The following is a 23371-nucleotide window of genomic DNA, read 5'->3' as shown; positions in this document are numbered from 1 at the left end:
GAGGTGGTGAAGGGTCTGGATTTTTTCCTTTAAAAACAAGGACCTGGAGGAAAACAGGATGGAGCACGGCGGGATTGCGGCGCTCCCATCGTGGTGCGCGGCAGGGCGGCAGGCACGGGTTTTGTGCAGTGCAGCAGGCCGGGCGGGCGCGGCGCTGGCAGCGTGGTGCGTTTACAGGTAGTCGGCCATCGCCAGCACGGACTCGGCCACATCCAGCAGCCGGCGGTTCTGGCTCATGGCGGTCTGCCGCAGCATCTTGTAGGCGTCGTCTTCGCTGAGCTTGCGGGTGGCCATCAGCAGGCCTTTGGCACGCTCCACCACCTTGCGCTCGTTGAGCGCGGCGCGCACGGTTTCGAGTTCATCGCTCATGACCTGCAGGCGATGCGCCTGTTCCTGCACCAGGCCGAGGATGGAGCGCTCCAACTGGGGGCCGTAGTGGGCGGGGGCGTGCGGGCCGGCATCGGCCTGGCGCGAGAGTTCGTCCAGGATGGCCTTCTGGTCGCGCAGCTCGGCATGCGCCTGGGCGATCTTGCGTTCGCACAGGCCGCGCAAATTGGCTGCCAGCAGGTCTTCCACCGTTTTCATCGCGTCTATGCGCTGGGTGCAGCAGTCGAACCAGGTCTGGCTCAGGTTGGCGTCCAGCCTTCCGCCGGCATTCGGGGCGCAACCCGTGCGGCGCAAGCGCTCCAGTTCGGCCATGGATTCGGCCAGCTGGGCGACGTTCCAGGCATTGAGGACCGCCGGGTCCGCGAAGTCCGTGAACACTTCAAAGCAGCGCTCCTGGGATTCAATCAGGTGCAGCCACTGCTGCTGGCGCGCCGCGTCCGTGTGGCCCGAGGCGAAGGTGGCCGCGCCGCAGGCACGTTCCTGCCCGGCAAACTCCTTGCCCTGCATGAAGTTGAACATGGCCACCAGCGCGCGGGAGATTTCGGGGTCGGTGGCACTGTCGGCCGCTTCAAAAACCACCACCAGCAGGCCCGCGATCAGCCGTATGAAGGCTGTTGTGGACTCGTCGGGCGTGATCGCCTGGGCGGCTACGCGCCGGCGCAAGGCGGGCAAGGCGTCCAGCGCGTGCAGCACGAAGGCAATGCGGCTGAAGAGCCGGGCGCCGTTGCGCACGCGGCTGGGGGCAGTGTCCAGTGCGTCAAAGTGATCGCGCACGAACTGCTGGACCCGCTCGCATTCGGCGACCTGTTGCAAGCGCTGCTCGGCAAAGCGCGTGCCCTGCGAGCCGAGAAACACATTGCAAATGCCGCGCTCCTTTTGCAGCGCATGGATCAGGCGGCCTATGGCATTGACCAGCTCGCTGGTAAGCGCAAGCTGCTCGAGTTCGCCGATTTCACATTGGCGGGCGGCGATCAGGAAACTGAGTGGGGATTTCGGCATGGGTATCTTTTATCGACCGCAACATCTGTGCCGTGAGCGTCCATCAGGCGGCCAAGCGGGCGGGCTGGGCATTTCCCGCCAACATGACAGGCATTGTGACGGCGTATGGCGCCGCTCCATGCGGCCCGGCCCGCGGCTCCGACCGCATTGAGCCCCTTAAATATGAGCCGCATGTGACAAATAGTGATAAATCCGGTTTGAGTGGCGCTCCGATTTGAGGGTATTTGGTCGAATTCAATAAAAATCAACAATAAATATCAATCACTTGACTGAAACCTCATGAGCATAGAGAAAATTTTTTGCACGACAAGGGAAGCCGCCACGCTGCTCGGAGTTTCCGTGGGGACCGCCCAGCTTTGGGTGGACAACGGCTTGCTGACCGCCTGGAGGACGCCCGGCGGGCATCGCCGCGTCACGCGCGAATCCATCAACAAGCTGCTGCACATGAAGGCGGGTTTACCTGCCGTGCTGACCGGTGAGGCGGGTGGCGCGCAGATGAAGGTGCTGATCGTGGAGGACAGCAGCAACCTGCGAAGGCTCTATGAGATCGTGCTGGCGCAGTGGCCCATGTCGCCGCGCATCACCACTGTCGACAACGGCATAGAGGCGGCCATGCTGCTTGAGCAGGAGCGGCCCGACCTCCTGGTCGTGGACCTGGATACACCGGGCATTGACGGCTTCCGGCTGGTCGGGATCCTCAAGAAAAACCCGAAGTATGCCGATATCACGGTTGTCGTGGTCAGCGGGCTGGACGAAATCGACATCGTGAAGCGCGGGGGCGTCCCTCCGGACGTGTTTGTATTGAGAAAGCCGGTGCCGTTCGCCAAATTGCTGGCCATCGCCAGCGGTATTGAGGACGCCAGGAAAAACGGCGTCGGCGCGCCTGGGCCGTGAAATGGCCTTTAACCACCCTGCCGCCTCCCAGTCGTTGCGCCGCCATTCTTTTTGTCTGAACCGGTTGCGCCCATCCCCGGCATCCGGCTCCGCATGCGGAAGAACAAAAAAATGAAAACCATCCTGATCGTCGACGACCACCCCGATATCCGGCGCCTGCTCTCCATCACCCTGGGCGGCGACTACGAAATTCTTGAGGCGATCGACGGGGCCAGCGCGCTCGCCGCCGTCCGTGCCAACCGGCCGCAGGCGGTCCTGCTGGACGGGATGATGCCGGGCGGGATGGACGGCCTGCAGGTGCTCGAGGTGATAAGGTCCGACCCGGAGTTGAAAGGCACGCTTGTCGCCATGATCACCGCGCGCGGCCAGTCCGCCGACCGGCTGGCCGGCCTGGAGTGCGGCGCCGATGCCTACTTCATCAAGCCCTTCAGTCCACTTGCCATCGCGGTCTGGCTGAAGGAGAACCTCAAATGACGCGCACCACTGCCCGCTGCATGGCGTCTTCATCCGGACGCCGGGCTGGGTTCGCGCGGCACAACGCTTTCGCAGGCCTGGAAGGCCTCCAATGAAACAAACCGTATTCGCCCGTGGGGATTGCCCCGCGGCTGCCCCGAAAACAAGCCGGCCGGTGTCAAAGCCCGGCCTTCGGATCGCCATCTGGCTGTCCACACTGGTGTTGATGTTCGGTGTCGGAGCCTTCAGCTATGTCCAGCTGAAAAACATCAAGGCCCAGCAGCTCGAGCGCGTTGAAAACACCTTGGCCAACCTGGCCCGGGTTAACGAAGAACATGCACTGCGTACCTTCCGCGCGGCCGACCAGACGCTGCGCTTCATGATGACGGAGTACGCGGACGAAGGCGAGAAACTGGACCTCGGCTTGCTGGTCCGCCAGGGTGTCATCGACGGCAGCCTGTTTGCGCAGATTGGAATCATTGATGCCCAGGGCATCTTCCGGCTGAGCAACCTGCCCTTCACAAAGGGGCTTGACCTCTCGGACCGTGAGCACTTCAAGGTGCATAAAAATGAGGATACGGGCGAGCTTTTTATCTCCAAGCCCGTCCTGGGCCGTGCATCCGGAAAATCATCCATCCAGTTGACACGGCGCATCAACCGGCCGGACGGCAGTTTCGGCGGCGTGGCGGTCGTCTCGATAGACGCCACGTATTTCACGCATTTTTATTCGGATCTCGACTTGCCCGAAAAAAGCGTGGCGGCGTTGGTAGGCCTGGACGGCGTCATCCGTGCGCGGCAGCTGGATGAGGTGGCATCCTTCGGCGAGGTCATCACAAAATCGCCAACCTTTCAATACATCCGCGACGGCAAGTCCAGCGGCCAATTCACCAGTTTTTCGGCGGTGGACGGCGTGGAGCGCATTTACGCGTACCGGAAAATTACCGACTACCCGCTCGCCGTGACCATAGGCATTGCCACCGAGACACTGGCGGGCATGTTCACGCCCGGGCGCAATGCGTTGCTGATAGAGACTGCGGTGTTGTGTTTCCTGCTGCTGGCCATGGCCTCCGCGTTGACTTTTTACACCTTGCGCCTGGAGGGCGAGCTGGGAAAGCGCCAGCGGATTGCCGTCGAATTGCGAACCAGCGAGGAGCGCCTTGAGCTCGCGCTGATAGGCGGTGAGCTTGGCGCGTGGGAATGGAACCTGAAGGACGAGGCGTTCACCAGCAACGCCCAGTTGTTCACGCTTATCGGGTACGAGCCCGGGGAGCTGAAGTTCGGCAAGGGTTCCCTGCTGCCGCTGTTCCACCCGCAGGACCTGAGCCCGTTTTTGGTGAGCTTGAAGCAGCATCTCAAGGGGGAAAGCAAAACCCTCAAATGCGAGTTTCGCCTGCTGCACAAGCAAGGCGGCTGGATCTGGATCAGCCTCATGAGCAAGGTCATAGAACGCGACCCGGCCGGGCGCGCCGTCCGCCTGTCGGGCACTGCCCACGACGTGACCTCGCGCGTCGAGGTGACCCAGATGGTGGCCGAAAACGAAGAGCGATGGAAGACCGCGATCTCGGGCGCCAATGAGGGTATCTGGGACTGGAGCGTGGCGACCGGGGGCCTGTTTGTGTCCCGGGCGCTCGGCACCATACTGGGTTACACCGCCGGCCCTTCCAGCGTCACCCTGAAAGACTGGACGGTGCATATTCACCCGGATGACATCGCCGAGGCGTACCGGCAAATCATTTCGCATTTCAAGGGGCAGACCGAGTTCTATCGGGTGGAGATGCGCCTGCGGTGCAAGGACGGCGCCTACAAATGGATGTTGATCAGGGGCCGGGCCTCGTTCGACAAGGCCGGCCGGGCGGTGCGCTTCACGGGTTCGGCGTCCGACATCACGGACCAGCATCTGGCGCAGGAACAGATACAGGACAGGAACGAGCAGCTGAGCGCCATTTTCTCCTTGAGCCCGGATGCCTTTGTTTCGTTTGACCACGCGTTTTGCGTGAAAGACGTCAATCCCGCCTTCGAGCAATTGACCGGGCTGGCGGGGGCCAATGTGATCGGGTTGAGCGAAGAGAAGTTCACCGAGCAAATGAACGGGCGATGCGCGGCGTCCCGGCCGTTTTGCGGGCTGGTTGAATTGCGCAGGCTTTCCGTCCTCAAGGCGCGCAAAGGGCGCGGCGTGATCGAGCTTGCGTCGCCGGTCCGGCGTGTGTTGCAGGCCAAGCTCAAAACCAGCGGAGCCGCTTCGGTGTCGCAAATTCTTTATCTGCGGGACATCACCCACGAGACCATCGTCGAGGACATGAAAACGGAGTTTCTGTCGACGGCGGCCCATGAATTGCGCACGCCCATGGCCAGCATATTGGGATTCGCGGAGGTGATGCTGACCCACAAGCTTGATGAACCCCAGAGACTGGAATTCTCGAACATCATCCATACCCAATCCCAGCAGATGTCATCCATCCTGGACGAGTTGCTGGACCTGGCCAGGATTGAGGCGCGAAAGGAAAAGGATTTTGTCTTTGAGACGCTGGACCTGCAAACGATAGTCGGCCAGGTCGTCAGGGGATTCGGGCTGCCGGCCGGGCGGGCGGCGCCGAGGGTCGCGATACCTTCGATCTTTTTCCACGCTGACCGCGGCAAGGCCAAGCAGGCCATTTTGAATGTCTTGTCGAATGCGTACAAGTATTCATCCGGTGGCGATGTCGAGATCACGCTGGTTGAATCCTCAGGCGCAGGAGGTGCGCCTCTCGTCGGCATTTGCGTGCGGGACCACGGCATCGGTATGGAGAAGGCGCATCTCGAGCGGGTTTTTGAGCGCTTTTATCGCGCCGACAGATCCGGAAAAACGCCAGGCACGGGTCTGGGAATGAGCATCGTCAAGGAGATCATGCGCATTCACCGCGGAAAGATTTCGCTTGACAGCAAGCCCGGAGAAGGAACCTCGGTAACCTTGTTGTTTCCTTGCGTCCCTGCGCACGGGCTGCATGAACCTTCCGACGCTTCCGATTGGATGAAACTGGCCGAAGGCTGATCCCGGCAGTGTGCGGTGCGGATTTCGCGCACGGAGGTGACATCTGGAAGGAGGGGAAGGAGGAGTACCTTTCCCGCGTCCCTTGCAGACCACGGATATTCCTCAAACCGTACACTCGGGGCAATGATTGTCCTTGGATTTGAATCGAGTTGCGACGAAACCGGCGTGGCGCTGGCTGATGCGTCCGGCCCCGGTGTTCCGCGCCTGCTTGCGCACGCGCTGTACAGCCAGATCGCCATGCACCAGGCCTATGGCGGCGTGGTGCCGGAACTGGCCAGCCGCGACCACATCCGGCGCGTGTTGCCGTTGACGCGCCAGGTGATGGCCGAGGCGGGCCGCAGCCTGGCGCAGGTCGACGTGGTGGCCTACACACGCGGGCCGGGCCTGGCCGGCGCGTTGCTGGTGGGTGCCGGCGCGGCCTGCTCACTGGCGGCGGCGCTGGGCAAGCCGGCCATGGGCGTGCACCACCTTGAAGGACATCTGCTTTCGCCCTTCCTGAGCGCCGATCCCCCTGAATTCCCGTTCGTGGCCTTGCTGGTGTCCGGCGGCCATACCCAGCTGATGCGCGTGGACCGCGTGGGCAGCTACGAGTTGCTCGGTGAAACCATTGACGACGCGGCCGGCGAGGCTTTTGACAAATCGGCCAAGCTCATGGGCCTGCCTTACCCGGGCGGCCCGCACCTGGCGAAACTGGCCGAGGGCGGCGACAGCGCGGCCTTCAAGCTGCCGAGGCCTTTGCTGCACAGCGGAGACCTCGATTTTTCCTTTGCCGGGCTCAAGACCGCGGTACTCACGCAAGCCAAAAAACTGGGCACCGAGCTGGACAGCCGCAAGGCCGACCTGGCAGCGTCCACGCAGGCGGCGATTGTCGAAGTGCTGGTGAAAAAATCACTGGCTGCCATGGCGCAAACCGGGCTCAAGCGCCTGGTGGTGGCCGGCGGTGTGGGCGCGAACTCATTGCTGCGCAGCCAGCTCAATGCGGTGTGCAGGCAGCGCGGCATCCGCGTGCATTACCCCGAGTTGCATCTGTGCACCGACAACGGCGCGATGATTGCGCTGGCCGCCGCGATGCGGCTGCAGGCGGGGCTGGAAACGCCGCAGCGCGGCTACACCTTTGACGTGAAACCGCGCTGGGAATTGGCCCCCACGGTCGCTCGCTCCGCGTAGCTTCCTGCCCCCCGAGGGGGCCGCTGCGCCTGCGGCCCGGCAGAGCCGGTTCCGCGGCCCTGGCTGGCAGGGACGGATACCGGCTCGATCGGTGATTACTGGATGTTGAGGTGGGTAACGTTGCTGACAGGGACCTTCTTGCCCAGCGTCAGGGTCAGCACGCCGTTTTCGAGTTTGGCCGTGCTGTTGGCGGTGTCGATTTCCAGCGGAAAGCGCCATGCGGCCTTGACCTTGCGCGCAGCATCTTCCTTGCTGGAAACGCGGACCACGTCGCCTTCAATGCCGATGTCCAGCTGTTCGCGGGTCAGGCCTGGGACGTCGAGTTGCAGGGTGTAGGCCTTTTCAAGGTCTTCCACGCTGGCGGCCTTGGCGGCGCCGGTGTCGGAGATTGAAGAGAAGGTGTCGTTGAGGAATTTTTCCAGTGCGCCGTTGCTCACGACGGGCGCATAGTGGCGATGAAAGGCGCGGGCGGGGCGGTTGGCGAGAGAGTAAAACATGTCGATTCCTTGATGGGTTAACAAGGGGTGTTTTCCCCTTACACTGCGCGGCGCTCACCGTGATTGCCGCATGCTCACCAGTTAGGTGTGCGTGCCGTTTATTCAAGCCAGATCAAGCAAAAGCCGGAGGTCTATTTTTTTATGCGGAAACACTTGAAACGCCTGTTCATGGCCCTATGTCTTGGCGCCTCGCTGGCCGCCGCGGCACAGACCGCGAGCCCGCCGCCGGTCCGCATCGCGCTGATCGAAAGCCTGTCGGGCTCCTTCGCCAATACCGGCGAGGCGGTATTCCGCAACCTTGTGTGGGCCACGGAACGCGTCAATGCGCGCGGCGGCGTGACGCTGGCCGGCGGCGCGCGCAAGCTGGTGGTCGAGCGCTACGACAACAAGGGCCAGAATGAAGAGGCTCTGGCCGCCTTGCGCTCGGCCATCGACGACGGCGTGACCGTCATCGCGCAAGGAAATTCGTCGGCGATCGCCGCGGTGCTCATAGACGCCATCAACAAGCACAACGAGCGCGAGCCGAACAAGCGCGTGCTCTTCCTCAACTACTCGGCGGTCGACCCCATCCTGACCAACGAAAAATGCAGCTACTGGCACTTCCGCTTCGACGCGCATGCCGACATGCGCATGGCCGCGCTGATGGACGTGCTCAAGGACGACAAGGCGCTCAAGAGCATTTACCTGTTCGGCCAGGACTACAGCTTCGGCCAGGCGGTGCTGCGCGAGGCGCGCAGGCAGCTCGGCGTGCAGCGCCCCGACGTGCAGATCGTGGGGGACGAACTGCACGCGCTGGGCCGCGTCAAGGATTTCATTCCCTACGCCGCGAAGATCAAGGCCAGCGGCGCGCAGGCGGTTCTGACGGGCAACTGGGGCAACGACCTGACCTTGCTGATCAAGGCCGCCAAGGAAGTGGGCTACGAGGGCAAGTTCTACACCTTCTACGGCAATGCGCTGGGTGTGCCGGGCGCGCTGGGTGATGCCGGCGTGGGCAAGGTCGTTGCGGTGGCCGACTGGTTCCCCAACGAGCCGGGCGCGCAGTCCGAGGCTTTCTACCAGTCCTTCCGCCAGCGTTTTCCCAGGCCGCAGGACGACTATGTGCACATGCGCATGCAGCTCATGGTCGAAGCCCTGGCCCAAAGCATCGACAAGGCCGGCAGCGCCGAGGCCGGCGCCGTCGCGGCGCAGCTCGAGCGCAGCACTGTGACCTTCGCAGGCCACCAGGGCGCGATGCGCGCTGTCGACCACCAGTTCCAGCAGCCCTTGCTGGTGGCGCTGATGGGCAAGCAGGGCTCACCGGGCGTGAAGTTCGACGTGGAAGGCTCGGGTTACGGCTTTCGCGTGATCAAGACGATTTCGCCCGAACGGGCAGAGCAGCCGAGCAGCTGCAAGATGGTCCGGCCCTGAGCCTTTGCCCTTTTCTTTTTTATTGATTGACGCCGGCAGGCAGATCGAAACATTCCCATGAGACAGGCCGTTTTAAACCTTGAAGAATCCATGATCCGCCAGGTCGCCAACGCGGGCATGGGGCGCAGCGACGTGCTCAAGTTCTGGTTCGGCGAAAGCGACGAGGTCACGCCGGCCTTTATCCGCGACGCGGCGGCGGCCTCGCTGCAGCAGGGTGAGACTTTTTATGCCCACAACCTCGGCTTGCCCGAGCTGCGCGAGGCGATTGCCGGCTACGCCACAGGCCTGCGCTGCCCGGGCGCCGCGCCCATCACGGCCGAGCGCATCGCGGTAACCTCGGGCGGCGTCAATGCGCTGATGTTGGCCGTGCAGGCGCTGGTCGATGCGGGCGACGAAGTCGTGGCGGTGACGCCGGTCTGGCCCAACCTGACGGCCCAACCGGCCATCATGGGCGCGCGGGTGAAATGCGTGAGCCTCAAGCCGGTGGCGGGGCAATGGCAGCTCGACATGGCCGAGTTACTGGCCGCCATCACGCCGGCGACCAGGTTGCTGATCCTCAACGCGCCCAACAACCCCACCGGCTGGACCCTGGCGCGCGCCGAGCAGGAGGCCATCCTGGCGCATTGCCGCAAAACCGGCACCTGGATACTCGCCGACGAGGTCTATGAGCGGCTGTATTACGAGCCGACCCCCAATGGCTGCGCGCCCAGTTTTCTCGACATCGCAGCGCCGGAAGACCGCCTGGTGGTGGTTCACAGCTTTTCCAAAAGTTTTCTGATGACCGGCTGGCGCCTGGGCTGGCTGGTGATGCCGGCCAGCATGACGCCGCACATGGGCAAGCTGGTGGAATTTAATACCTCCTGCGCGCCGGTCTTTGTGCAGCGGGCCGGGCTGGTGGCCATAGAGTGCACGGCCGACATCACGCCCCGCGTGGTCGCCCACCTCAAAACCTGCCGCGACACCCTGGTGCCGCTGTTGCAGGCCGTGCCGGGCGTGCAACTGGCGCCGGCCAAGGGCGGCATGTACGCCTTTTTCCGCCTGGAAGACCAGGCCCGCTACGGCGACTCGCTGGAGACGGCCAAACGCCTGGTCGTGGAGGCCGGGCTGGGCCTGGCGCCCGGCAACGCCTTCATGGTCAATCCCGGGCCCGAGGCCCAGGGATGGCTGCGCTGGTGTTTCGCCAGCCAGGACCTTGACCGGCTGGGGCAGGGGGTTGAGCGCCTACGGCGATGGCTTGGGCTATAATCCAAGGCTCTGCGCAGTTTGAGGCCATTTTTTGGCCTTTTGCCTGCCGGAACACGACGAAAGCGGTTTATTCACTCCCATGTCGGGAACGCTGCTTCGCTCGCAAGCGCACCTCGGTGCAGGAAAGAGAAAACATGATTGCAAAATCAATCAAGGCCGAAATCGTTCAGGCCAACGCCCGCGCCGCCGGCGACACCGGCAGCCCTGAAGTTCAAGTGGCGCTGCTCACCGGCCGCATCAACGAACTGACCCCCCATTTCAAGGCCAACGCCAAGGATCACCACGGCCGCCGCGGTCTGCTGCGCATGGTGAGCCGCCGCCGCAAGCTGCTGGACTACCTGAAGTCCAAGGATGCCGAACGTTACACCGCGCTGATTGCCAAGCTTGGCCTGCGCAAGTAATCGGTAACAACGATTTGAAAGCGCCTGAGTTAGTTCACTAGCTCAGGCGCTTTTTACTTCGGAGCAAGGCAAAACGAACACGCGCTGTGTCATTCCACAAGAAAAGCCCCTGGTCAGCCCGCTGATTTCAGGCATTTTGTGGAATGGCATCGTGTTCAGCCAGCCGCCGCTCCGGGCCTCCCGCGCTGCCTCAAGCGCGTGAATTTAGTGGAGATAAGAACATGAGCATTTTCAACAAAGTCAGCAAATCCTTCCAATGGGGCCAGCACAAGGTCACGATGGAAACCGGCGAAATCGCCCGCCAGTCCGGCGGCGCCGTCGTCGTTGACATGGACGGCACCGTGGTGCTGGCCACCGTGGTCGCCAAGACCGACGCAAAGCCCGGCCAGGACTTCTTCCCCCTGACCGTCGACTACCTCGAAAAAACCTACGCCGCCGGCCGAATTCCCGGCAGCTTCTTCAAGCGCGAAGGCCGCCCCAGCGAATTCGAAACGCTGACCTCCCGCCTGATCGACCGCCCGATCCGCCCGCTGTTCCCCGAAGGCTTCTTCAACGAAGTGCAGGTCGTGATCCACGTGCTGTCGCTGAACCCTGAAGTCGAAGGCGACATCCCCGCGCTGATCGCCTCGAGCGCGGCCCTGTCGATCTCCGGCATCCCGTTCAACGGCCCCATCGGCGCCGCGCGCGTGGCCTACATCGACGGCCAGTACGTGCTGAACCCCGGCAAGACCCAGCTCAAGGAATCGAAGATGGACCTCGTCGTGGCCGGCACCGAAGCCGCCGTGCTGATGGTCGAGTCCGAAGCCCAGCAACTGTCCGAAGAAATCATGCTCGGCGCCGTGGTGTTCGGCCATGAGCAGGGCAACATCGCCATCAGCGCGATCCACGAACTCGTGCGCGACGCCGGCAAGCCGGTCTGGGACTGGCGCGCTCCTCCCAAGGACGAAGTGCTGATCGCCAAGGTCGGCGCGCTGGCCGAAGAAAAACTGCGGGCCGCTTACCAGATCCGCAACAAGCAGGCCCGCACCCACGCCACGCGCGAAGTGACCACCTGGACCAAGGCGGGCCTGAAGGCCGAGGGCGTCGAGTTTGACGCCGTCGCCGTTGACGGCATGCTGTTCGACATCGAAGCCAAGATCGTGCGCAACCAGATCCTGTCCGGCGAGCCACGCATTGACGGCCGTGATACCCGCACCGTGCGCCCGATTGAAATCCGCAACAGCGTGCTGCCGCGCACCCACGGTTCTGCCCTGTTCACGCGCGGCGAAACCCAGGCTCTGGTCGTGACCACGCTGGGCACCGAGCGCGACGCGCAGCGCATCGACGCGCTGTCCGGCGACTACGAAGACCGCTTCATGCTGCACTACAACATGCCTCCGTTCGCCACCGGCGAAACCGGCCGTGTCGGCAGCCCGAAACGCCGCGAAATCGGCCACGGCCGCCTGGCCAAGCGCGCGCTGATCGCCGTGCTGCCTACCAAGGAAGAATTCCCGTACACCATGCGCGTGGTGTCTGAAATCACCGAATCCAACGGCTCCTCGTCGATGGCTTCGGTCTGCGGCGGCTGCCTGTCGCTGATGGACGCCGGCGTGCCGATGAAAGCCCACGTGGCCGGTATCGCCATGGGCCTGATCAAGGAAGACAACCGCTTCGCCGTGCTGACCGACATCCTGGGCGACGAAGATCACCTGGGCGACATGGACTTCAAGGTTGCCGGTACCACCTTCGGTATTACCGCATTGCAGATGGACATCAAGATCCAGGGCATCACCAAGGAAATCATGCAGGTCGCGCTGGCGCAAGCCAAGGAAGCCCGCATGCACATCCTGGGCAAGATGCAGGAAGCCATGGGCGAGGCCAAGGCCGAAGTGTCCGACTTCGCACCGCGCCTCTACGTCATGAAGATCAACCCCGAGAAGATCCGCGACGTGATCGGCAAGGGCGGCGCCGTCATCCGCGCACTGACCGAAGAAACCGGCACGCAGATCAACATCGAGGAAGACGGCACCATCACCATCGCCTCGAACGACAGCGCCAAGGCCGACGAGGCCAAGCGCCGCATCGCCGAGATCACCGCTGAAGTCGAGATCGGCAAGGTCTACGAAGGCCCGGTCACCAAGATCCTGGACTTCGGCGCCCTGATCAACCTCCTGCCCGGCAAGGACGGCCTGCTGCACATCAGCCAGATCGCCCACGAGCGTGTCGAGAAAGTCACCGACTACCTGACTGAAGGCCAGATCGTCAAGGTCAAGGTTCTCGAGACCGACGAAAAAGGCCGCGTCAAGCTGTCGATGAAGGCCTTGCTGGACCGTCCGGCCCAGGATCAGGACCGCGGCTGATCCGTCTTGCGACGGATTTTGCAGCCGCCAGCGCCCGTGTAGCGGGCGCCGGCGGCGCAAATGAACTGCATACCCCATGAAAGCTGTTGAAATTACCTCCTACGGCGCGCCCGAGGTGTTGCGTCTGGGCGCGCGCCCCGCACCCACCGAAGGGCCTGGCGAGGTGGTGATCCGCGTGAACGCCAGCGGCGTGAACCGCCCCGACGTGTTGCAACGCATGGGCAACTACCCGGTGCCGCCGGGCGCATCCGACATTCCGGGGCTGGAAGTCGCCGGCGTGATCGTCTCCGGCGATGCCAAGGCCATGGCCGCTGCCGGCCTCAAGCTCGGCGACCGCGTCTGCGCGCTGGTGGCCGGCGGGGGTTATGCCGAGCTGTGCGTCGCACCCGTGGGGCAATGCCTGCCGGTGCCTGAGGGCCTCAGCGACATCGAGGCGGCTTCGCTGCCCGAGACCTTTTTCACGGTCTGGAGCAATGTGTTCGAGCGCGCCCGCCTGCAGTCGGGTGAAACCCTGCTGATCCAGGGTGGCTCCAGCGGCATAGGCGTCACGGCGATCCAGATCGCCAAGGCCATGGGCGCCACGGTGCTGGTCACGGCCGGCAGCGACGACAAATGCGCAGCCTGCGTTGCCCTGGGTGCCGACCACGCCATCAACTACAAGGCCAGCGACTTTGCCGAAGAGGTGAAAAAGCTGACCCAGGGGCAGGGCGTCAACGTCATTCTCGACATGGTGGCCGGCAGCTATGTGGCGCGTGAGATCGAATGCCTGGCCGAAGACGGCCGCCTTGTCATCATTGCGGTGCAGGGCGGTGTCAAGGCCGAGATCAATGCAGCCCTCGTGTTGCGCAAGCGGCTGACCATCACCGGTTCGACCTTGCGTCCGCGCTCCGTCGAGTTCAAGGCCGCGATTGCGAAAGCGCTCAAAGAAAAAGTCTGGCCCTTGCTTTCATCGGGCAGGATCAAACCGGTCATCCACAGCACTTTTGCCGCGGCTGATGCCGCCAAGGCCCATGCACTGATGGAGTCGAATTCGCATATCGGCAAAATTGTTTTGACCTGGTGAGCCAAAGATGAAAAAACTCATTGCGGGAAACTGGAAGATGAACGGCAGCCTGGCCGCCAACGCGGCCCTGCTGGACGCGCTGGCGCAAGGCCTGGCGACGCCGCCGTCTTGCGAAGTGGCGGTCTGTGTGCCCGCGCCTTACCTGGCGCAGGTGCAGGCGATGCGTTCGGCGCAGCCCGGCCTCGCGGCCATTGACCTGGGCGCGCAGGACGTCTCGGCACAAGCCTCCGGCGCTTACACCGGTGAGGTGAGTGCCGCCATGCTCAAGGATTTTGCGTGCCGCTACGCCATCGTCGGCCATTCGGAGCGCCGCCAGTATCACGGCGAAACCGATGCGCTCGTGGCCGACAAGGCCAAGGCCGCGCTGGCATCGGGCATCACGCCCATCGTCTGCGTGGGCGAGACACTGGCCGAGCGCGAAGCCGGCCACACCGAAGAAGTCGTCAAGCGCCAGCTGGCCGCAGTGATTCACACCAACGGCCATTGCATCAGCGAAATCGTCGTGGCCTATGAACCCGTGTGGGCCATAGGCACCGGCAAGACAGCGTCGCCCGAAGAAGCGCAGGCGGTGCATGCGGTGCTGCGCGCCCAGCTGAAGGCCGCGACGGACCAGTTCGCGCGTGTGAAAATCCTGTACGGCGGAAGCATGAACGCGGCCAATGCGGCAACGCTGCTGGCCCAGCCCGACATCGACGGCGGCCTGATTGGCGGCGCCTCGCTCAAAGCCCCCGATTTCTTGACCATCATTGCTGCAGCCCGTTAACGACGAGCGCAGAACGCTATTAATTTAGGAGTAGATATGAACGTTGTATTAACCATTGTCCTCGCCGTGCAAATGCTCTCGGCGCTCGGCATGATCGGCCTGATCCTGGTGCAGCACGGCAAGGGCGCCGACATGGGCGCGGCATTCGGCAGCGGCGGCTCGGGCAGCCTGTTCGGTGCCAGCGGCAGCGCCAACTTCCTGTCGCGCAGCACCGGTGTTCTCGCGGCCCTGTTTTTTGCATGCACCTTGCTGCTTGCTTACTTCGGCGGTGCTTCGCTGCCGCGCAACAGTTCCAGCGTGCTGGAAGGTGCCGCAGTAACGGCGCCTGCGCCTGCCACCGCGGCTTCCGGTGTCGGCCAAATCCCTGGAACCACCGCGCCTGCAAGTACCAGCGCCGCAGTTCCGGCGCCGCCTGCGCCGGCCGCATCGGGCTCCGCGCAAATCCCGACGAAATAACGTGATTTTGCTGCCGCCTCCCGACGAGGGAAGTGGTATTTCAGGGTAAACTCTAAGACTGTCTGGAAAGCCAAAACCGCAAGGTTCCTCATGCCATCCAGACAGTGAAATATAAAACCGCGGACGTGGTGAAATTGGTAGACACGCTATCTTGAGGGGGTAGTGCCGAAAGGTGTGCGAGTTCGAGTCTCGCCGTCCGCACCAGATTGACATGCATCGGCAGCAGCGCTCCGGCGATGCCGTCGGCTCAAACGGCAAGCTGAAACAAACCGCACAGGTGGCTTTTCAGAAGTTGAATCCACGATGAACCTCGATCAATACCTTCCTGTTCTCCTGTTTATTCTGGTCGGTGTGGGTGTCGGCGTGGTGCCCCAGGTCCTGGGGCGTTTGTTGGGCCCTGTGCGCCCCGACAGCGAAAAAAATTCCCCTTATGAATGCGGCTTCGAGGCTTTCGAAGATGCCCGCATGAAATTCGATGTGCGCTACTACCTGGTCGCCATCCTCTTCATTCTTTTTGACCTCGAAATCGCGTTTCTTTTTCCCTGGGCCGTGGCGCTCAAGGAAATCGGCCCCGTCGGTTTCTGGTCGGTCATGATTTTCCTGGGCATTCTGGTCGTGGGCTTTGTCTACGAGTGGAAAAAAGGTGCCCTGGACTGGGAATAAGAAGAGAAGAGATCCCGAGGGTTTCCAGGGTCTAGGGCGGGTTTCGCCACAAAGGTACGGGTATGTCACTTGAAGGTGTTTTCAACGAAGGCTTCATGACCACGAGTTACGACTCGGTGGTGAACTGGGCCAAGACGGGTTCGCTCTGGCCCATGACGTTCGGCCTGGCCTGCTGCGCCGTCGAAATGATGCATGCGGGCGCGGCGCGTTACGACCTGGACCGTTTCGGCATGTTGTTCCGTCCCAGTCCGCGCCAGTCCGACCTGATGATCGTGGCCGGCACGCTGTGCAACAAGATGGGCCCGGCCCTGCGCAAGGTGTACGACCAGATGTCCGAGCCGCGCTGGGTGCTGTCCATGGGCTCGTGCGCCAACGGCGGCGGCTACTACCACTACAGTTATTCCGTGGTCCGCGGCTGCGACCGTATCGTGCCGGTGGACGTGTACGTGCCCGGCTGCCCGCCCACGGCGGAAGCCCTGATGTACGGGATCATCCAGCTGCAACAGAAAATCCGCCGCACCAACACGATTGCGAGGGCATAAAGCATGTCCTCTTCTCCCGTGTCCATGGAGCAACTCGCCGAAACGATTCAAGCCGTTCTCGGTGACAAAGTCAAAACGCTGAAGACCGCACTGGGTGAAATCACCCTCACGGTCGCCGCCGCCGATTACCTGGCCGCCGCCACCTTGCTGCGCGATGCGCCCGGCTGCCGCTTCGAGCAACTCATCGACCTGTGCGGCGTCGACTATTCCGAGTACAGGGACGGCCAGTACGACGGCCTGCGCTACTGCGTGGCGTCGCACCTGCTGTCGGTCAGCCTCAACCAGCGCGTGCGCCTCAAGGTGTTCTGCCCGGACGACGATTTCCCCGTGGTGGATTCGCTCAACGGCATCTGGAACTCGGCCAACTGGTTCGAGCGCGAAGCCTTCGACCTCTACGGCATCATCTTCGAAGGCCACAACGACCTGCGCCGCATCCTGACGGACTACGGCTTCATCGGTCATCCTTTCCGCAAGGATTTCCCGACCTCGGGCCATGTGGAAATGCGCTACGACCCTGAGCAAAAGCGCGTGATTTACCAGCCGGTCACCATAGAGCCGCGCGAGATCACCCCGCGCGTGATCCGCGAAGACAACTACGGCGGACTGCAGTAAGCGGCGCAGGCAAGAGATACCCCACATGGCTGAAATCAAAAACTACACGCTCAACTTTGGACCCCAGCACCCCGCGGCGCACGGTGTGCTGCGCCTGGTGCTTGAGCTCGACGGCGAAGTGATCCAGCGCGCCGACCCGCACATCGGCCTGCTGCACCGCGCGACCGAAAAGCTGGCCGAAAGCAAGACCTACATCCAGTCTCTGCCTTACATGGACCGCCTGGACTACGTCTCGATGATGTCCAACGAACACGCCTACTGCCTGGCCATCGAGAAGCTGCTCGGCGTCGACGTGCCGGTGCGTGCGCAGTACATCCGCGTGATGTACGCCGAAATCACTCGCCTGCTCAACCACCTGCTGTGGCTGGGCGCGCACGGTTTCGACTGCGGGGCGATGAACATCCTGATTTACTGCTTCCGCGAACGCGAGGCGCTGTTCGACATGTACGAGGCCGTCTCCGGCGCGCGCATGCATGCGGCCTACTTCCGCCCGGGTGGCGTCTACCGAGACCTGCCCGACAGCATGCCTCAGTATCGCGTCAGCAAAGTCAAGAACGCCAAGGCCATCGCGGCGCTGAACGAGAACCGCCAGGGTTCGCTGCTCGACTTCATCGAAGACTTCACCAACAAGTTCCCGAATTACGTCGACGAATACGAAACGCTGCTGACCGACAACCGCATCTGGAAGCAGCGCACCGTCGGCGTCGGTGTCGTCTCGCCCGAGCGCGCACTCAACCTCGGCTTCACCGGCCCCATGCTCAGGGGGTCGGGTTTTGCCTGGGACCTGCGCAAGCAGCAGCCCTACGACGTCTACGACAAGATGGACTTCGACATCCCGGTCGGCAAGACCGGCGACTGCTACGACCGCTACCTGGTCCGCATCGAAGAGATGCGCCAGTCCAACCGCATCATCAAGCAGTGCATTGACTGGCTGCGCGTGAATCCCGGCCCCGTGATCACCAGCAACCACAAGGTCGCCGCGCCGGACCGCGAATCCATGAAGTCCAACATGGAAGAGCTGATCCACCACTTCAAGCTCTTCACCGAGGGCTTTCACGTCCCCGAAGGCGAAGCCTACGCGGCGGTCGAGCACCCCAAGGGCGAGTTCGGCATCTACATCGTGAGCGACGGCGCCAACAAGCCTTACCGCCTGAAGATCCGCCCGCCGGGCTTCCCGCACCTCGCGGCCATGGACGAGATGTCGCGCGGCCACATGATTGCCGATGCCGTCGCCGTGATCGGCACCATGGACATCGTGTTCGGTGAGATTGATCGCTAAACCGGATGGTTTCCCCCATGATTTCTGAACAAACCCGAGCGCGCTTCGACCGCGAAGTTGCCAAATATCCCGCGGACCAGAAGCAGTCGGCCGTCATGGCCTGCCTGACCATCCTGCAGGAAGAGCACGGCTACGTGAGCGCCGAGAGCGAAAAAGTCGTGGCCGAATACCTCGGCATGGCGCCCATAGCCGTGCATGAGGTCACCACCTTCTACAACATGTACAACCAGCGCCCCGTTGGCAAGTACAAGCTCAACGTCTGCACCAACCTGCCTTGCCAGCTGCGCGACGGTGCCAAGGCGCTCAAGCACCTGGAGCACAAGCTGGGCATCGCCATGGGCGAGACCAGCGCCGACGGCCTCTTCACGCTGCAGCAGTCCGAATGCCTGGGCGCTTGCGCCGACTCGCCCGTGATGCTTGTCAACGACCTCACCATGTGCAGCTTCATGAGCAACGAGAAGCTGGACCAGCTCATCGAAGGTCTCAAATCCGCCGAGGCAAAGCAACCATGACGCTCGCACCCCTGAATCCCCACAGCGCAGCCGCGCAAAGCGTGCTGTCCCAGTTCGCGGCCACCGGCGTGCAGAGCTGCTTCCACGGCCGGCACATCAACCCGCAGATCCTGGCCGACCTCGACGGCAGCAACTGGCGGCTCAAGGACTACGAAGCGCGCGGCGGCTACCAGGCCCTGCGCAAGATTCTCAAGCAGGACGGCGGCGAGGGCATGACGCCCGACCAGGTCATTGCCGAAGTCAAGGCCGGCAGCCTGCGCGGCCGCGGCGGCGCGGGTTTCCCGACCGGGCTCAAGTGGAGCTTCATGCCGCGCCAGTTCCCGGGCCAGAAGTACCTGGTCTGCAACTCGGACGAGGGCGAGCCGGGCACCTGCAAAGACCGCGACATCATGCAGTACAACCCGCACAGCGTGATCGAGGGCATGGCGATTGCCGCCTACGCCATGGGCATCAGCGTGGGCTACAACTACATCCACGGCGAAATCTTCGCGACCTACCAGCGCTTTGAAGAGGCGCTGGAAGAAGCCCGCGCCGCCGGCCTGCTGGGCGACAACATTCTCGGCAGCGGTTACAGCTTCCAGCTTCATGCCTCGCACGGCTTCGGCGCCTACATCTGCGGCGAAGAAACCGCGCTGCTCGAGTCGCTCGAGGGCAAAAAAGGCCAGCCGCGCTTCAAGCCGCCGTTCCCGGCCAGCTTCGGCCTCTACGGCAAGCCCACCACCATCAACAACACCGAAACCTTCGCGGCGGTGCCCTGGATCATCCGCAACGGCGGCCAGGCCTACCTCGAATGCGGCAAGCCCAACAACGGCGGCACCAAGATCTATTCGGTCTCGGGCGACGTCGAACTGCCGGGTAACTACGAAGTGCCCATGGGCACGCCGTTCTCCAAGCTGCTGGAGCTCGCCGGCGGTGTGCGCAAGGGCCGCACGCTCAAGGCCGTGATCCCCGGCGGATCGTCGGCGCCGGTGCTGCCGGCTTCCATCATGATGGACTGCACCATGGACTACGACTCCATCGCCAAGGCCGGCTCCATGCTGGGCTCGGGCGCGGTGATCGTGATGGACGACAGCCGTTGCATGGTCGAGTCGCTCAAGCGCCTCTCCTATTTCTACATGCACGAGTCCTGCGGGCAATGCACGCCTTGCCGCGAAGGCACGGGCTGGCTCTGGCGCGTCGTGGACCGCATCCACAACGGCCACGGCAAGCAGACCGACATGGACCTGCTCAACTCGGTCGCCGACAACATCCAGGGCCGCACCATCTGCGCGCTCGGCGATGCCGCGGCCATGCCGGTGCGCGCCATGATCAAGCATTTCCGTCATGAGTTTGAAGCCATGATCAAGACGCCGGCCCCTCAAGTTCCCACATCCCAGGCTTCGGCTGCTGCGCAAGCCTGAAGCCGCGGAAAGAAAAATATATGGTTGAAATAGAACTCGACGGCCAGAAGGTGGAAGTGCTCGAAGGCAGCACGGTGATGCACGCGGCTGAAAAAGCCGGTACTTACATTCCGCACTTCTGCTATCACAAGAAACTCAGCATTGCGGCCAACTGCCGCATGTGCCTGGTAGACGTGGAGAAGGCGCCCAAGCCCATGCCGGCCTGCGCCACGCCCGTCACGCAGGGCATGATCGTCCGCACCAAGAACGACAAAGCCATCAAGGCCCAGAAGGGCGTGATGGAGTTCCTGCTGATCAACCACCCGCTGGACTGCCCGATCTGCGACCAGGGCGGCGAATGCCAGCTGCAGGACCTGGCCGTCGGCTACGGCGGCAGCGAATCGCGCTACGAGGAAGAAAAGCGCGTCGTCTTCCACAAGGACGTCGGCCCGCTGATTTCCATGCAGGAAATGAGCCGCTGCATCCATTGCACGCGCTGCGTGCGTTTCGGCCAGGAAGTGGCCGGCGTGATGGAACTCGGCATGTCTCATCGCGGCGAACACGCCGAGATCGAAACCTTTGTCGGCATGTCGGTGGACTCCGAACTGTCCGGCAACATGATCGACATCTGCCCGGTCGGCGCGCTGACCAGCAAGCCTTTCCGCTACAGCGCCCGCACCTGGGAATTGTCGCGCCGCAAGTCGGTCAGCCCGCACGACTCGACCGGCGCCAACCTGATCGTCCAGGTCAAGAGCAACAAGGTCATGCGCGTGGTCCCGCTCGAGAACGAAGACGTCAATGAATGCTGGATCGCCGACCGCGACCGCTTCTCGTATGAGTCCCTCAACGGCGACGAACGCCTGACCAGTCCCATGCTCAAGCAGGGCGGCGAGTGGAAGACGGTCGACTGGCAGACCGCGCTCGAATACGTGGCCAACGGCCTCAAACAGATCAAGGCCGATCACGGTGCCAACAGCATAGGCACGCTGGCCAGCCCGCACAGCACGCTCGAAGAGCTCTACCTCGCTGCTTCACTGATGCGCGGCCTGGGCAGCGACAACATCGACTACCGCCTGCGCAATGCCGAGTTCGCCACGCCGTCTGCCATCCGCTGGCTGGGCACCTCGATTGCTTCGCTGTCGCAACTGCAGCGCGTGCTGGTGGTCGGTTCCAACCTGCGCAAGGACCATCCGCTGTTTGCACAGCGCATCCGCCAGTCCGTGCGCAAGGGCGCCGCGCTCAGCACCATCAATTCCACCCACGAATTGGCAAACGCCGATGCGTGGGCTATGCCCGTCGCCAACGCGCTGCTCTCGGCACCCGAAGCCTGGGCCCAGTCTCTGGCCGACGTGGCAGCGGCGATCGCTGCGGACAAAGGCGTCACGGCGCCTGCCGCCGGCCAGGCCACCGATGCCGCCAAAGCCATCGCCAAGTCCCTGCAGGGCGGCGAACGCAAAGCCATCCTGCTGGGCAACGCCGCGGCGCACCACGCCAATGCTTCCAGCCTGCTGGCGCTTGCCAACTGGATAGGCGCGCAGACCGGCGCCACCGTGGGCTATCTCACGGAAGCCGCCAACACCGTAGGCGCCCAACTGGCCGGCGCCTTGCCCGCCGGCAAGGGCCTCAACGCAGGCCAGATGCTGGACGGCCAGCTCAAGGCCGTGATCCTGCTCAACAACGAGCCCGAGTTTGATTCGGCCGCGGGCGCCAGGGCGAAGACCTCGCTCAATTCCGCGCAAATGGTCGTGACGCTGAGCCCCTTCAAGGCCAACATGGGCTTTAGCGACGTGCTGCTGCCGATCGCGCCTTTCACCGAAACCCCGGGCACCTTCGTGAACGCCGAAGGCCGTGTGCAAGGTTTCCATGCCGTCGTCAAACCATTGGGTGATACGCGTCCGGCCTGGAAGGTGTTGCGCGTGCTCGCCAACCTGCTGGACCTGCCCGGATTTGATTTCGAATCCTCGCAGGACGTGCTCAAGCAGGTCGCCGGCGCCGAGGCAGCCCAGCTTCCCGCTGACAGGCTGGGCAATGCCACACAAAGCGGCATCCAGCTGTCGGCAGCTCCCGTGCAGGCGCCAGCGGTGGCCAGCATTTACCAGCTCGACGGGTTGGTCAGGCGCGCGACCTCACTGCAGCTGACGGCGGACGCCCGCCAGGCCGCGGGCCTTGACGCGAAGCTCGAAGGAGTGGCCGCATGATTGATGCGATTTACACCTTCGGCCAGGGTTTGATGGGCGGCATCTGGCCCGCCACCGTGTGGCCCGTGCTGTGGGCGCTCATCAAGATCGTCTGCGTGCTGCTGCCGCTGATGGGCTGTGTGGCCTACCTCACTTTGTGGGAACGCAAGGCCATCGGCTTCACCCAGATTCGCCTCGGCCCCAACCGCGTCGGGCCTTTCGGCCTGCTGCAGCCGATTGCCGATGCGCTCAAGCTGCTGACCAAGGAAATCATCATCCCGACGGCGGCCAGCAAGGGCCTGTTCGTGCTCGGCCCCATCATGACCATCATGCCGGCCCTGGCCGCCTGGGCTGTGATTCCTTTCGGGCCCGAAATCGCGCTGGCCAACATCAACGCCGGCCTGCTGTTCCTCATGGCCATCACTTCGCTGGAAGTCTATGGCGTGATCATCGCGGGCTGGGCCTCGAACTCCAAATACGCTTTCCTGGGCGCCATGCGCGCTTCGGCGCAGATGGTCAGCTATGAAATCGCCATGGGCTTCTGCCTGGTGGTGGTGCTCATGGTGTCGGGCAGCCTGAACATGACCGACATCGTGATGAGCCAGGGCAAGGGCACGCTGGCAAGCCACGGCTGGACTTTCCTGTCCTGGAACTGGTTGCCGCTGCTGCCGATTTTTGTCGTCTACTTCATCTCCGGCCTGGCCGAAACCAACCGCCACCCCTTCGACGTCGTTGAAGGCGAATCCGAAATCGTGGCCGGCCATATGGTCGAGTACTCGGGCATGGCTTTCGCGATGTTCTTCCTCGCTGAATACGCCAATATGTGGCTGGTCGCCATCCTGGCCGTGCTGCTGTTCCTCGGCGGCTGGTTGCCGCCTGTTGAGGCCCTGAGCTTCATCCCGGGCTGGATCTGGCTTGGCGCCAAGACTTTTGTCGTGGTCACCATGTTTCTCTGGGTGCGCGCCACTTTCCCGCGTTTTCGTTATGACCAGATCATGCGTTTGGGCTGGAAGATTTTCATTCCCGTGACCCTGGTCTGGCTGGTCGTCGTCGGGGCCTGGATGCAGACCCCGTACAACATCTGGAAGTAGATATGCCCCCACGCTTT

The 23371-nt window shown here is 63.0% G+C and carries 21 protein-coding genes and 1 tRNA gene; 20 read left to right on the top strand and 2 right to left on the bottom strand.

Features of this window, described 5'->3' with window-relative positions; all coding sequences use genetic code 11:
• Nucleotides 1-171: 171 nt before the first annotated feature.
• Nucleotides 172-1386 carry a nitrate- and nitrite sensing domain-containing protein gene (locus tag ACLV74_RS13960; protein ID WP_411879991.1) on the bottom strand — a complete coding sequence of 405 codons (1215 nt, stop codon included), beginning with the start codon at nucleotides 1384-1386 and terminating at the stop codon, nucleotides 172-174.
• A gap of 279 nt (nucleotides 1387-1665) precedes the next feature.
• Here ACLV74_RS13960 and ACLV74_RS13955 point away from each other — a divergent pair, with 279 nt between their 5' ends.
• From ACLV74_RS13955 to tsaD, 4 genes are all read left to right on the top strand, one after another.
• The gene (locus ACLV74_RS13955) at nucleotides 1666-2280 is read left to right on the top strand and encodes a response regulator (protein WP_411879990.1); all 615 of its coding nucleotides are present in this window, start codon (nucleotides 1666-1668) and stop codon (nucleotides 2278-2280) included.
• A 111-nt stretch (nucleotides 2281-2391) separates the two neighbouring features.
• Nucleotides 2392-2754: a response regulator transcription factor gene (locus tag ACLV74_RS13950; RefSeq protein ID WP_411879989.1), complete on the top strand. Its 363-nt coding sequence runs from the start codon at nucleotides 2392-2394 to the stop codon at nucleotides 2752-2754.
• Between the two features lie 91 nt (nucleotides 2755-2845).
• The gene (locus ACLV74_RS13945) at nucleotides 2846-5761 is read left to right on the top strand and encodes a PAS domain-containing protein (protein ID WP_411879988.1); all 2916 of its coding nucleotides are present in this window, start codon (nucleotides 2846-2848) and stop codon (nucleotides 5759-5761) included.
• A 123-nt stretch (nucleotides 5762-5884) separates the two neighbouring features.
• Nucleotides 5885-6928, top strand: a complete 1044-nt coding sequence (tsaD, locus tag ACLV74_RS13940) for a tRNA (adenosine(37)-N6)-threonylcarbamoyltransferase complex transferase subunit TsaD (RefSeq protein WP_411879987.1) — start codon at nucleotides 5885-5887, stop codon at nucleotides 6926-6928.
• 95 nt (nucleotides 6929-7023) lie between these two features.
• On the opposite strand, the gene ACLV74_RS13935 is transcribed toward tsaD, so the two are convergent.
• On the bottom strand, nucleotides 7024-7425 hold the full coding sequence (locus ACLV74_RS13935; RefSeq protein ID WP_411879986.1) for an Hsp20/alpha crystallin family protein: 402 nt from the start codon (nucleotides 7423-7425) through the stop codon (nucleotides 7024-7026).
• 168 nt (nucleotides 7426-7593) lie between these two features.
• Between ACLV74_RS13935 and ACLV74_RS13930 the strand changes: the two genes are divergently transcribed.
• The 16 genes from ACLV74_RS13930 (at nucleotide 7594) to nuoH (ending at nucleotide 23354) form a co-directional block, all read left to right on the top strand.
• Nucleotides 7594-8832: a branched-chain amino acid ABC transporter substrate-binding protein gene (locus ACLV74_RS13930; RefSeq protein ID WP_411879985.1), complete on the top strand. Its 1239-nt coding sequence runs from the start codon at nucleotides 7594-7596 to the stop codon at nucleotides 8830-8832.
• Nucleotides 8833-8889: 57 nt separating this feature from the next.
• The gene (locus ACLV74_RS13925; RefSeq protein WP_411879984.1) at nucleotides 8890-10077 is read left to right on the top strand and encodes a pyridoxal phosphate-dependent aminotransferase; all 1188 of its coding nucleotides are present in this window, start codon (nucleotides 8890-8892) and stop codon (nucleotides 10075-10077) included.
• 134 nt (nucleotides 10078-10211) lie between these two features.
• The gene (gene rpsO, locus ACLV74_RS13920) at nucleotides 10212-10478 is read left to right on the top strand and encodes a 30S ribosomal protein S15 (protein ID WP_348046953.1); all 267 of its coding nucleotides are present in this window, start codon (nucleotides 10212-10214) and stop codon (nucleotides 10476-10478) included.
• A gap of 221 nt (nucleotides 10479-10699) precedes the next feature.
• Nucleotides 10700-12817 (top strand): polyribonucleotide nucleotidyltransferase, encoded by a 2118-nt coding sequence (gene pnp, locus ACLV74_RS13915; RefSeq protein ID WP_411879983.1) that lies wholly within the window; start codon nucleotides 10700-10702, stop codon nucleotides 12815-12817.
• A gap of 76 nt (nucleotides 12818-12893) precedes the next feature.
• A complete protein-coding gene (locus ACLV74_RS13910; protein ID WP_411879982.1) occupies nucleotides 12894-13880 on the top strand; it encodes an NAD(P)H-quinone oxidoreductase in 987 nt (328 codons plus the stop codon).
• 7 nt (nucleotides 13881-13887) lie between these two features.
• Entirely contained in the window at nucleotides 13888-14643 is a 756-nt protein-coding gene (gene tpiA, locus ACLV74_RS13905; protein ID WP_411879981.1) for a triose-phosphate isomerase, read from the top strand.
• 36 nt (nucleotides 14644-14679) lie between these two features.
• On the top strand, nucleotides 14680-15099 hold the full coding sequence (gene secG, locus ACLV74_RS13900) for a preprotein translocase subunit SecG (protein WP_411879980.1): 420 nt from the start codon (nucleotides 14680-14682) through the stop codon (nucleotides 15097-15099).
• A 119-nt stretch (nucleotides 15100-15218) separates the two neighbouring features.
• Nucleotides 15219-15303 (top strand) — tRNA-Leu (locus ACLV74_RS13895).
• Nucleotides 15304-15402: 99 nt separating this feature from the next.
• The gene (locus tag ACLV74_RS13890) at nucleotides 15403-15762 is read left to right on the top strand and encodes an NADH-quinone oxidoreductase subunit A (protein ID WP_007864471.1); all 360 of its coding nucleotides are present in this window, start codon (nucleotides 15403-15405) and stop codon (nucleotides 15760-15762) included.
• A gap of 62 nt (nucleotides 15763-15824) precedes the next feature.
• The gene (locus tag ACLV74_RS13885) at nucleotides 15825-16304 is read left to right on the top strand and encodes a NuoB/complex I 20 kDa subunit family protein (RefSeq protein WP_007864469.1); all 480 of its coding nucleotides are present in this window, start codon (nucleotides 15825-15827) and stop codon (nucleotides 16302-16304) included.
• Between the two features lie 3 nt (nucleotides 16305-16307).
• Entirely contained in the window at nucleotides 16308-16916 is a 609-nt protein-coding gene (locus ACLV74_RS13880; protein ID WP_411879979.1) for an NADH-quinone oxidoreductase subunit C, read from the top strand.
• Between the two features lie 25 nt (nucleotides 16917-16941).
• Nucleotides 16942-18195 carry an NADH-quinone oxidoreductase subunit D gene (locus ACLV74_RS13875; protein WP_411879978.1) on the top strand — a complete coding sequence of 418 codons (1254 nt, stop codon included), beginning with the start codon at nucleotides 16942-16944 and terminating at the stop codon, nucleotides 18193-18195.
• A 17-nt stretch (nucleotides 18196-18212) separates the two neighbouring features.
• The gene (nuoE, locus tag ACLV74_RS13870; protein WP_411879977.1) at nucleotides 18213-18707 is read left to right on the top strand and encodes an NADH-quinone oxidoreductase subunit NuoE; all 495 of its coding nucleotides are present in this window, start codon (nucleotides 18213-18215) and stop codon (nucleotides 18705-18707) included.
• Nucleotides 18704-20107, top strand: coding sequence for an NADH-quinone oxidoreductase subunit NuoF (gene nuoF / locus ACLV74_RS13865; protein WP_411879976.1), 1404 nt, complete (start codon nucleotides 18704-18706; stop codon nucleotides 20105-20107). The genes nuoE and nuoF overlap by 4 nt, the downstream gene beginning before the upstream one ends.
• A 20-nt stretch (nucleotides 20108-20127) precedes the next feature.
• Nucleotides 20128-22284, top strand: a complete 2157-nt coding sequence (gene nuoG / locus ACLV74_RS13860; RefSeq protein ID WP_411879975.1) for an NADH-quinone oxidoreductase subunit NuoG — start codon at nucleotides 20128-20130, stop codon at nucleotides 22282-22284.
• Nucleotides 22281-23354: an NADH-quinone oxidoreductase subunit NuoH gene (gene nuoH / locus ACLV74_RS13855; RefSeq protein ID WP_411879974.1), complete on the top strand. Its 1074-nt coding sequence runs from the start codon at nucleotides 22281-22283 to the stop codon at nucleotides 23352-23354. Before nuoG ends, nuoH begins: the two co-directional genes overlap by 4 nt.
• Nucleotides 23355-23371 lie beyond the last annotated feature (17 nt).

Source organism: Polaromonas sp. YR568 (assembly GCF_943369415.1).
Classification (GTDB): Bacteria; Pseudomonadota; Gammaproteobacteria; order Burkholderiales; family Burkholderiaceae_C; genus Polaromonas.
The sequence above is the reverse complement of the archived record's forward strand: the minus strand, read 5'-3'. Positions and strand labels throughout refer to the sequence as shown.

Excerpts from the sequence above, each read along its gene's own strand:
- pnp (WP_411879983.1), top strand. The coding sequence starts at position 10,700 with ATGAGCATTTTCAACAAAGTCAGCAAATCCTTCCAATGGGGCCAGCAC.
- ACLV74_RS13910 (WP_411879982.1), top strand. The coding sequence starts at position 12,894 with ATGAAAGCTGTTGAAATTACCTCCTACGGCGCGCCCGAGGTGTTGCGT.
- ACLV74_RS13880 (WP_411879979.1), top strand. The coding sequence starts at position 16,308 with ATGTCCTCTTCTCCCGTGTCCATGGAGCAACTCGCCGAAACGATTCAA.
- ACLV74_RS13945 (WP_411879988.1), top strand. The coding sequence starts at position 2,846 with ATGAAACAAACCGTATTCGCCCGTGGGGATTGCCCCGCGGCTGCCCCG.
- nuoE (WP_411879977.1), top strand. The coding sequence starts at position 18,213 with ATGATTTCTGAACAAACCCGAGCGCGCTTCGACCGCGAAGTTGCCAAA.
- ACLV74_RS13960 (WP_411879991.1), bottom strand. The coding sequence starts at position 1,386 with ATGCCGAAATCCCCACTCAGTTTCCTGATCGCCGCCCGCCAATGTGAA.
- ACLV74_RS13935 (WP_411879986.1), bottom strand. The coding sequence starts at position 7,425 with ATGTTTTACTCTCTCGCCAACCGCCCCGCCCGCGCCTTTCATCGCCAC.
- ACLV74_RS13885 (WP_007864469.1), top strand. The coding sequence starts at position 15,825 with ATGTCACTTGAAGGTGTTTTCAACGAAGGCTTCATGACCACGAGTTAC.
- secG (WP_411879980.1), top strand. The coding sequence starts at position 14,680 with ATGAACGTTGTATTAACCATTGTCCTCGCCGTGCAAATGCTCTCGGCG.
- ACLV74_RS13925 (WP_411879984.1), top strand. The coding sequence starts at position 8,890 with ATGAGACAGGCCGTTTTAAACCTTGAAGAATCCATGATCCGCCAGGTC.
- ACLV74_RS13875 (WP_411879978.1), top strand. The coding sequence starts at position 16,942 with ATGGCTGAAATCAAAAACTACACGCTCAACTTTGGACCCCAGCACCCC.
- nuoH (WP_411879974.1), top strand. The coding sequence starts at position 22,281 with ATGATTGATGCGATTTACACCTTCGGCCAGGGTTTGATGGGCGGCATC.
- ACLV74_RS13955 (WP_411879990.1), top strand. The coding sequence starts at position 1,666 with ATGAGCATAGAGAAAATTTTTTGCACGACAAGGGAAGCCGCCACGCTG.
- rpsO (WP_348046953.1), top strand. The coding sequence starts at position 10,212 with ATGATTGCAAAATCAATCAAGGCCGAAATCGTTCAGGCCAACGCCCGC.
- nuoF (WP_411879976.1), top strand. The coding sequence starts at position 18,704 with ATGACGCTCGCACCCCTGAATCCCCACAGCGCAGCCGCGCAAAGCGTG.
- ACLV74_RS13950 (WP_411879989.1), top strand. The coding sequence starts at position 2,392 with ATGAAAACCATCCTGATCGTCGACGACCACCCCGATATCCGGCGCCTG.
- ACLV74_RS13930 (WP_411879985.1), top strand. The coding sequence starts at position 7,594 with ATGGCCCTATGTCTTGGCGCCTCGCTGGCCGCCGCGGCACAGACCGCG.
- ACLV74_RS13890 (WP_007864471.1), top strand. The coding sequence starts at position 15,403 with ATGAACCTCGATCAATACCTTCCTGTTCTCCTGTTTATTCTGGTCGGT.
- tsaD (WP_411879987.1), top strand. The coding sequence starts at position 5,885 with ATGATTGTCCTTGGATTTGAATCGAGTTGCGACGAAACCGGCGTGGCG.
- nuoG (WP_411879975.1), top strand. The coding sequence starts at position 20,128 with ATGGTTGAAATAGAACTCGACGGCCAGAAGGTGGAAGTGCTCGAAGGC.
- tpiA (WP_411879981.1), top strand. The coding sequence starts at position 13,888 with ATGAAAAAACTCATTGCGGGAAACTGGAAGATGAACGGCAGCCTGGCC.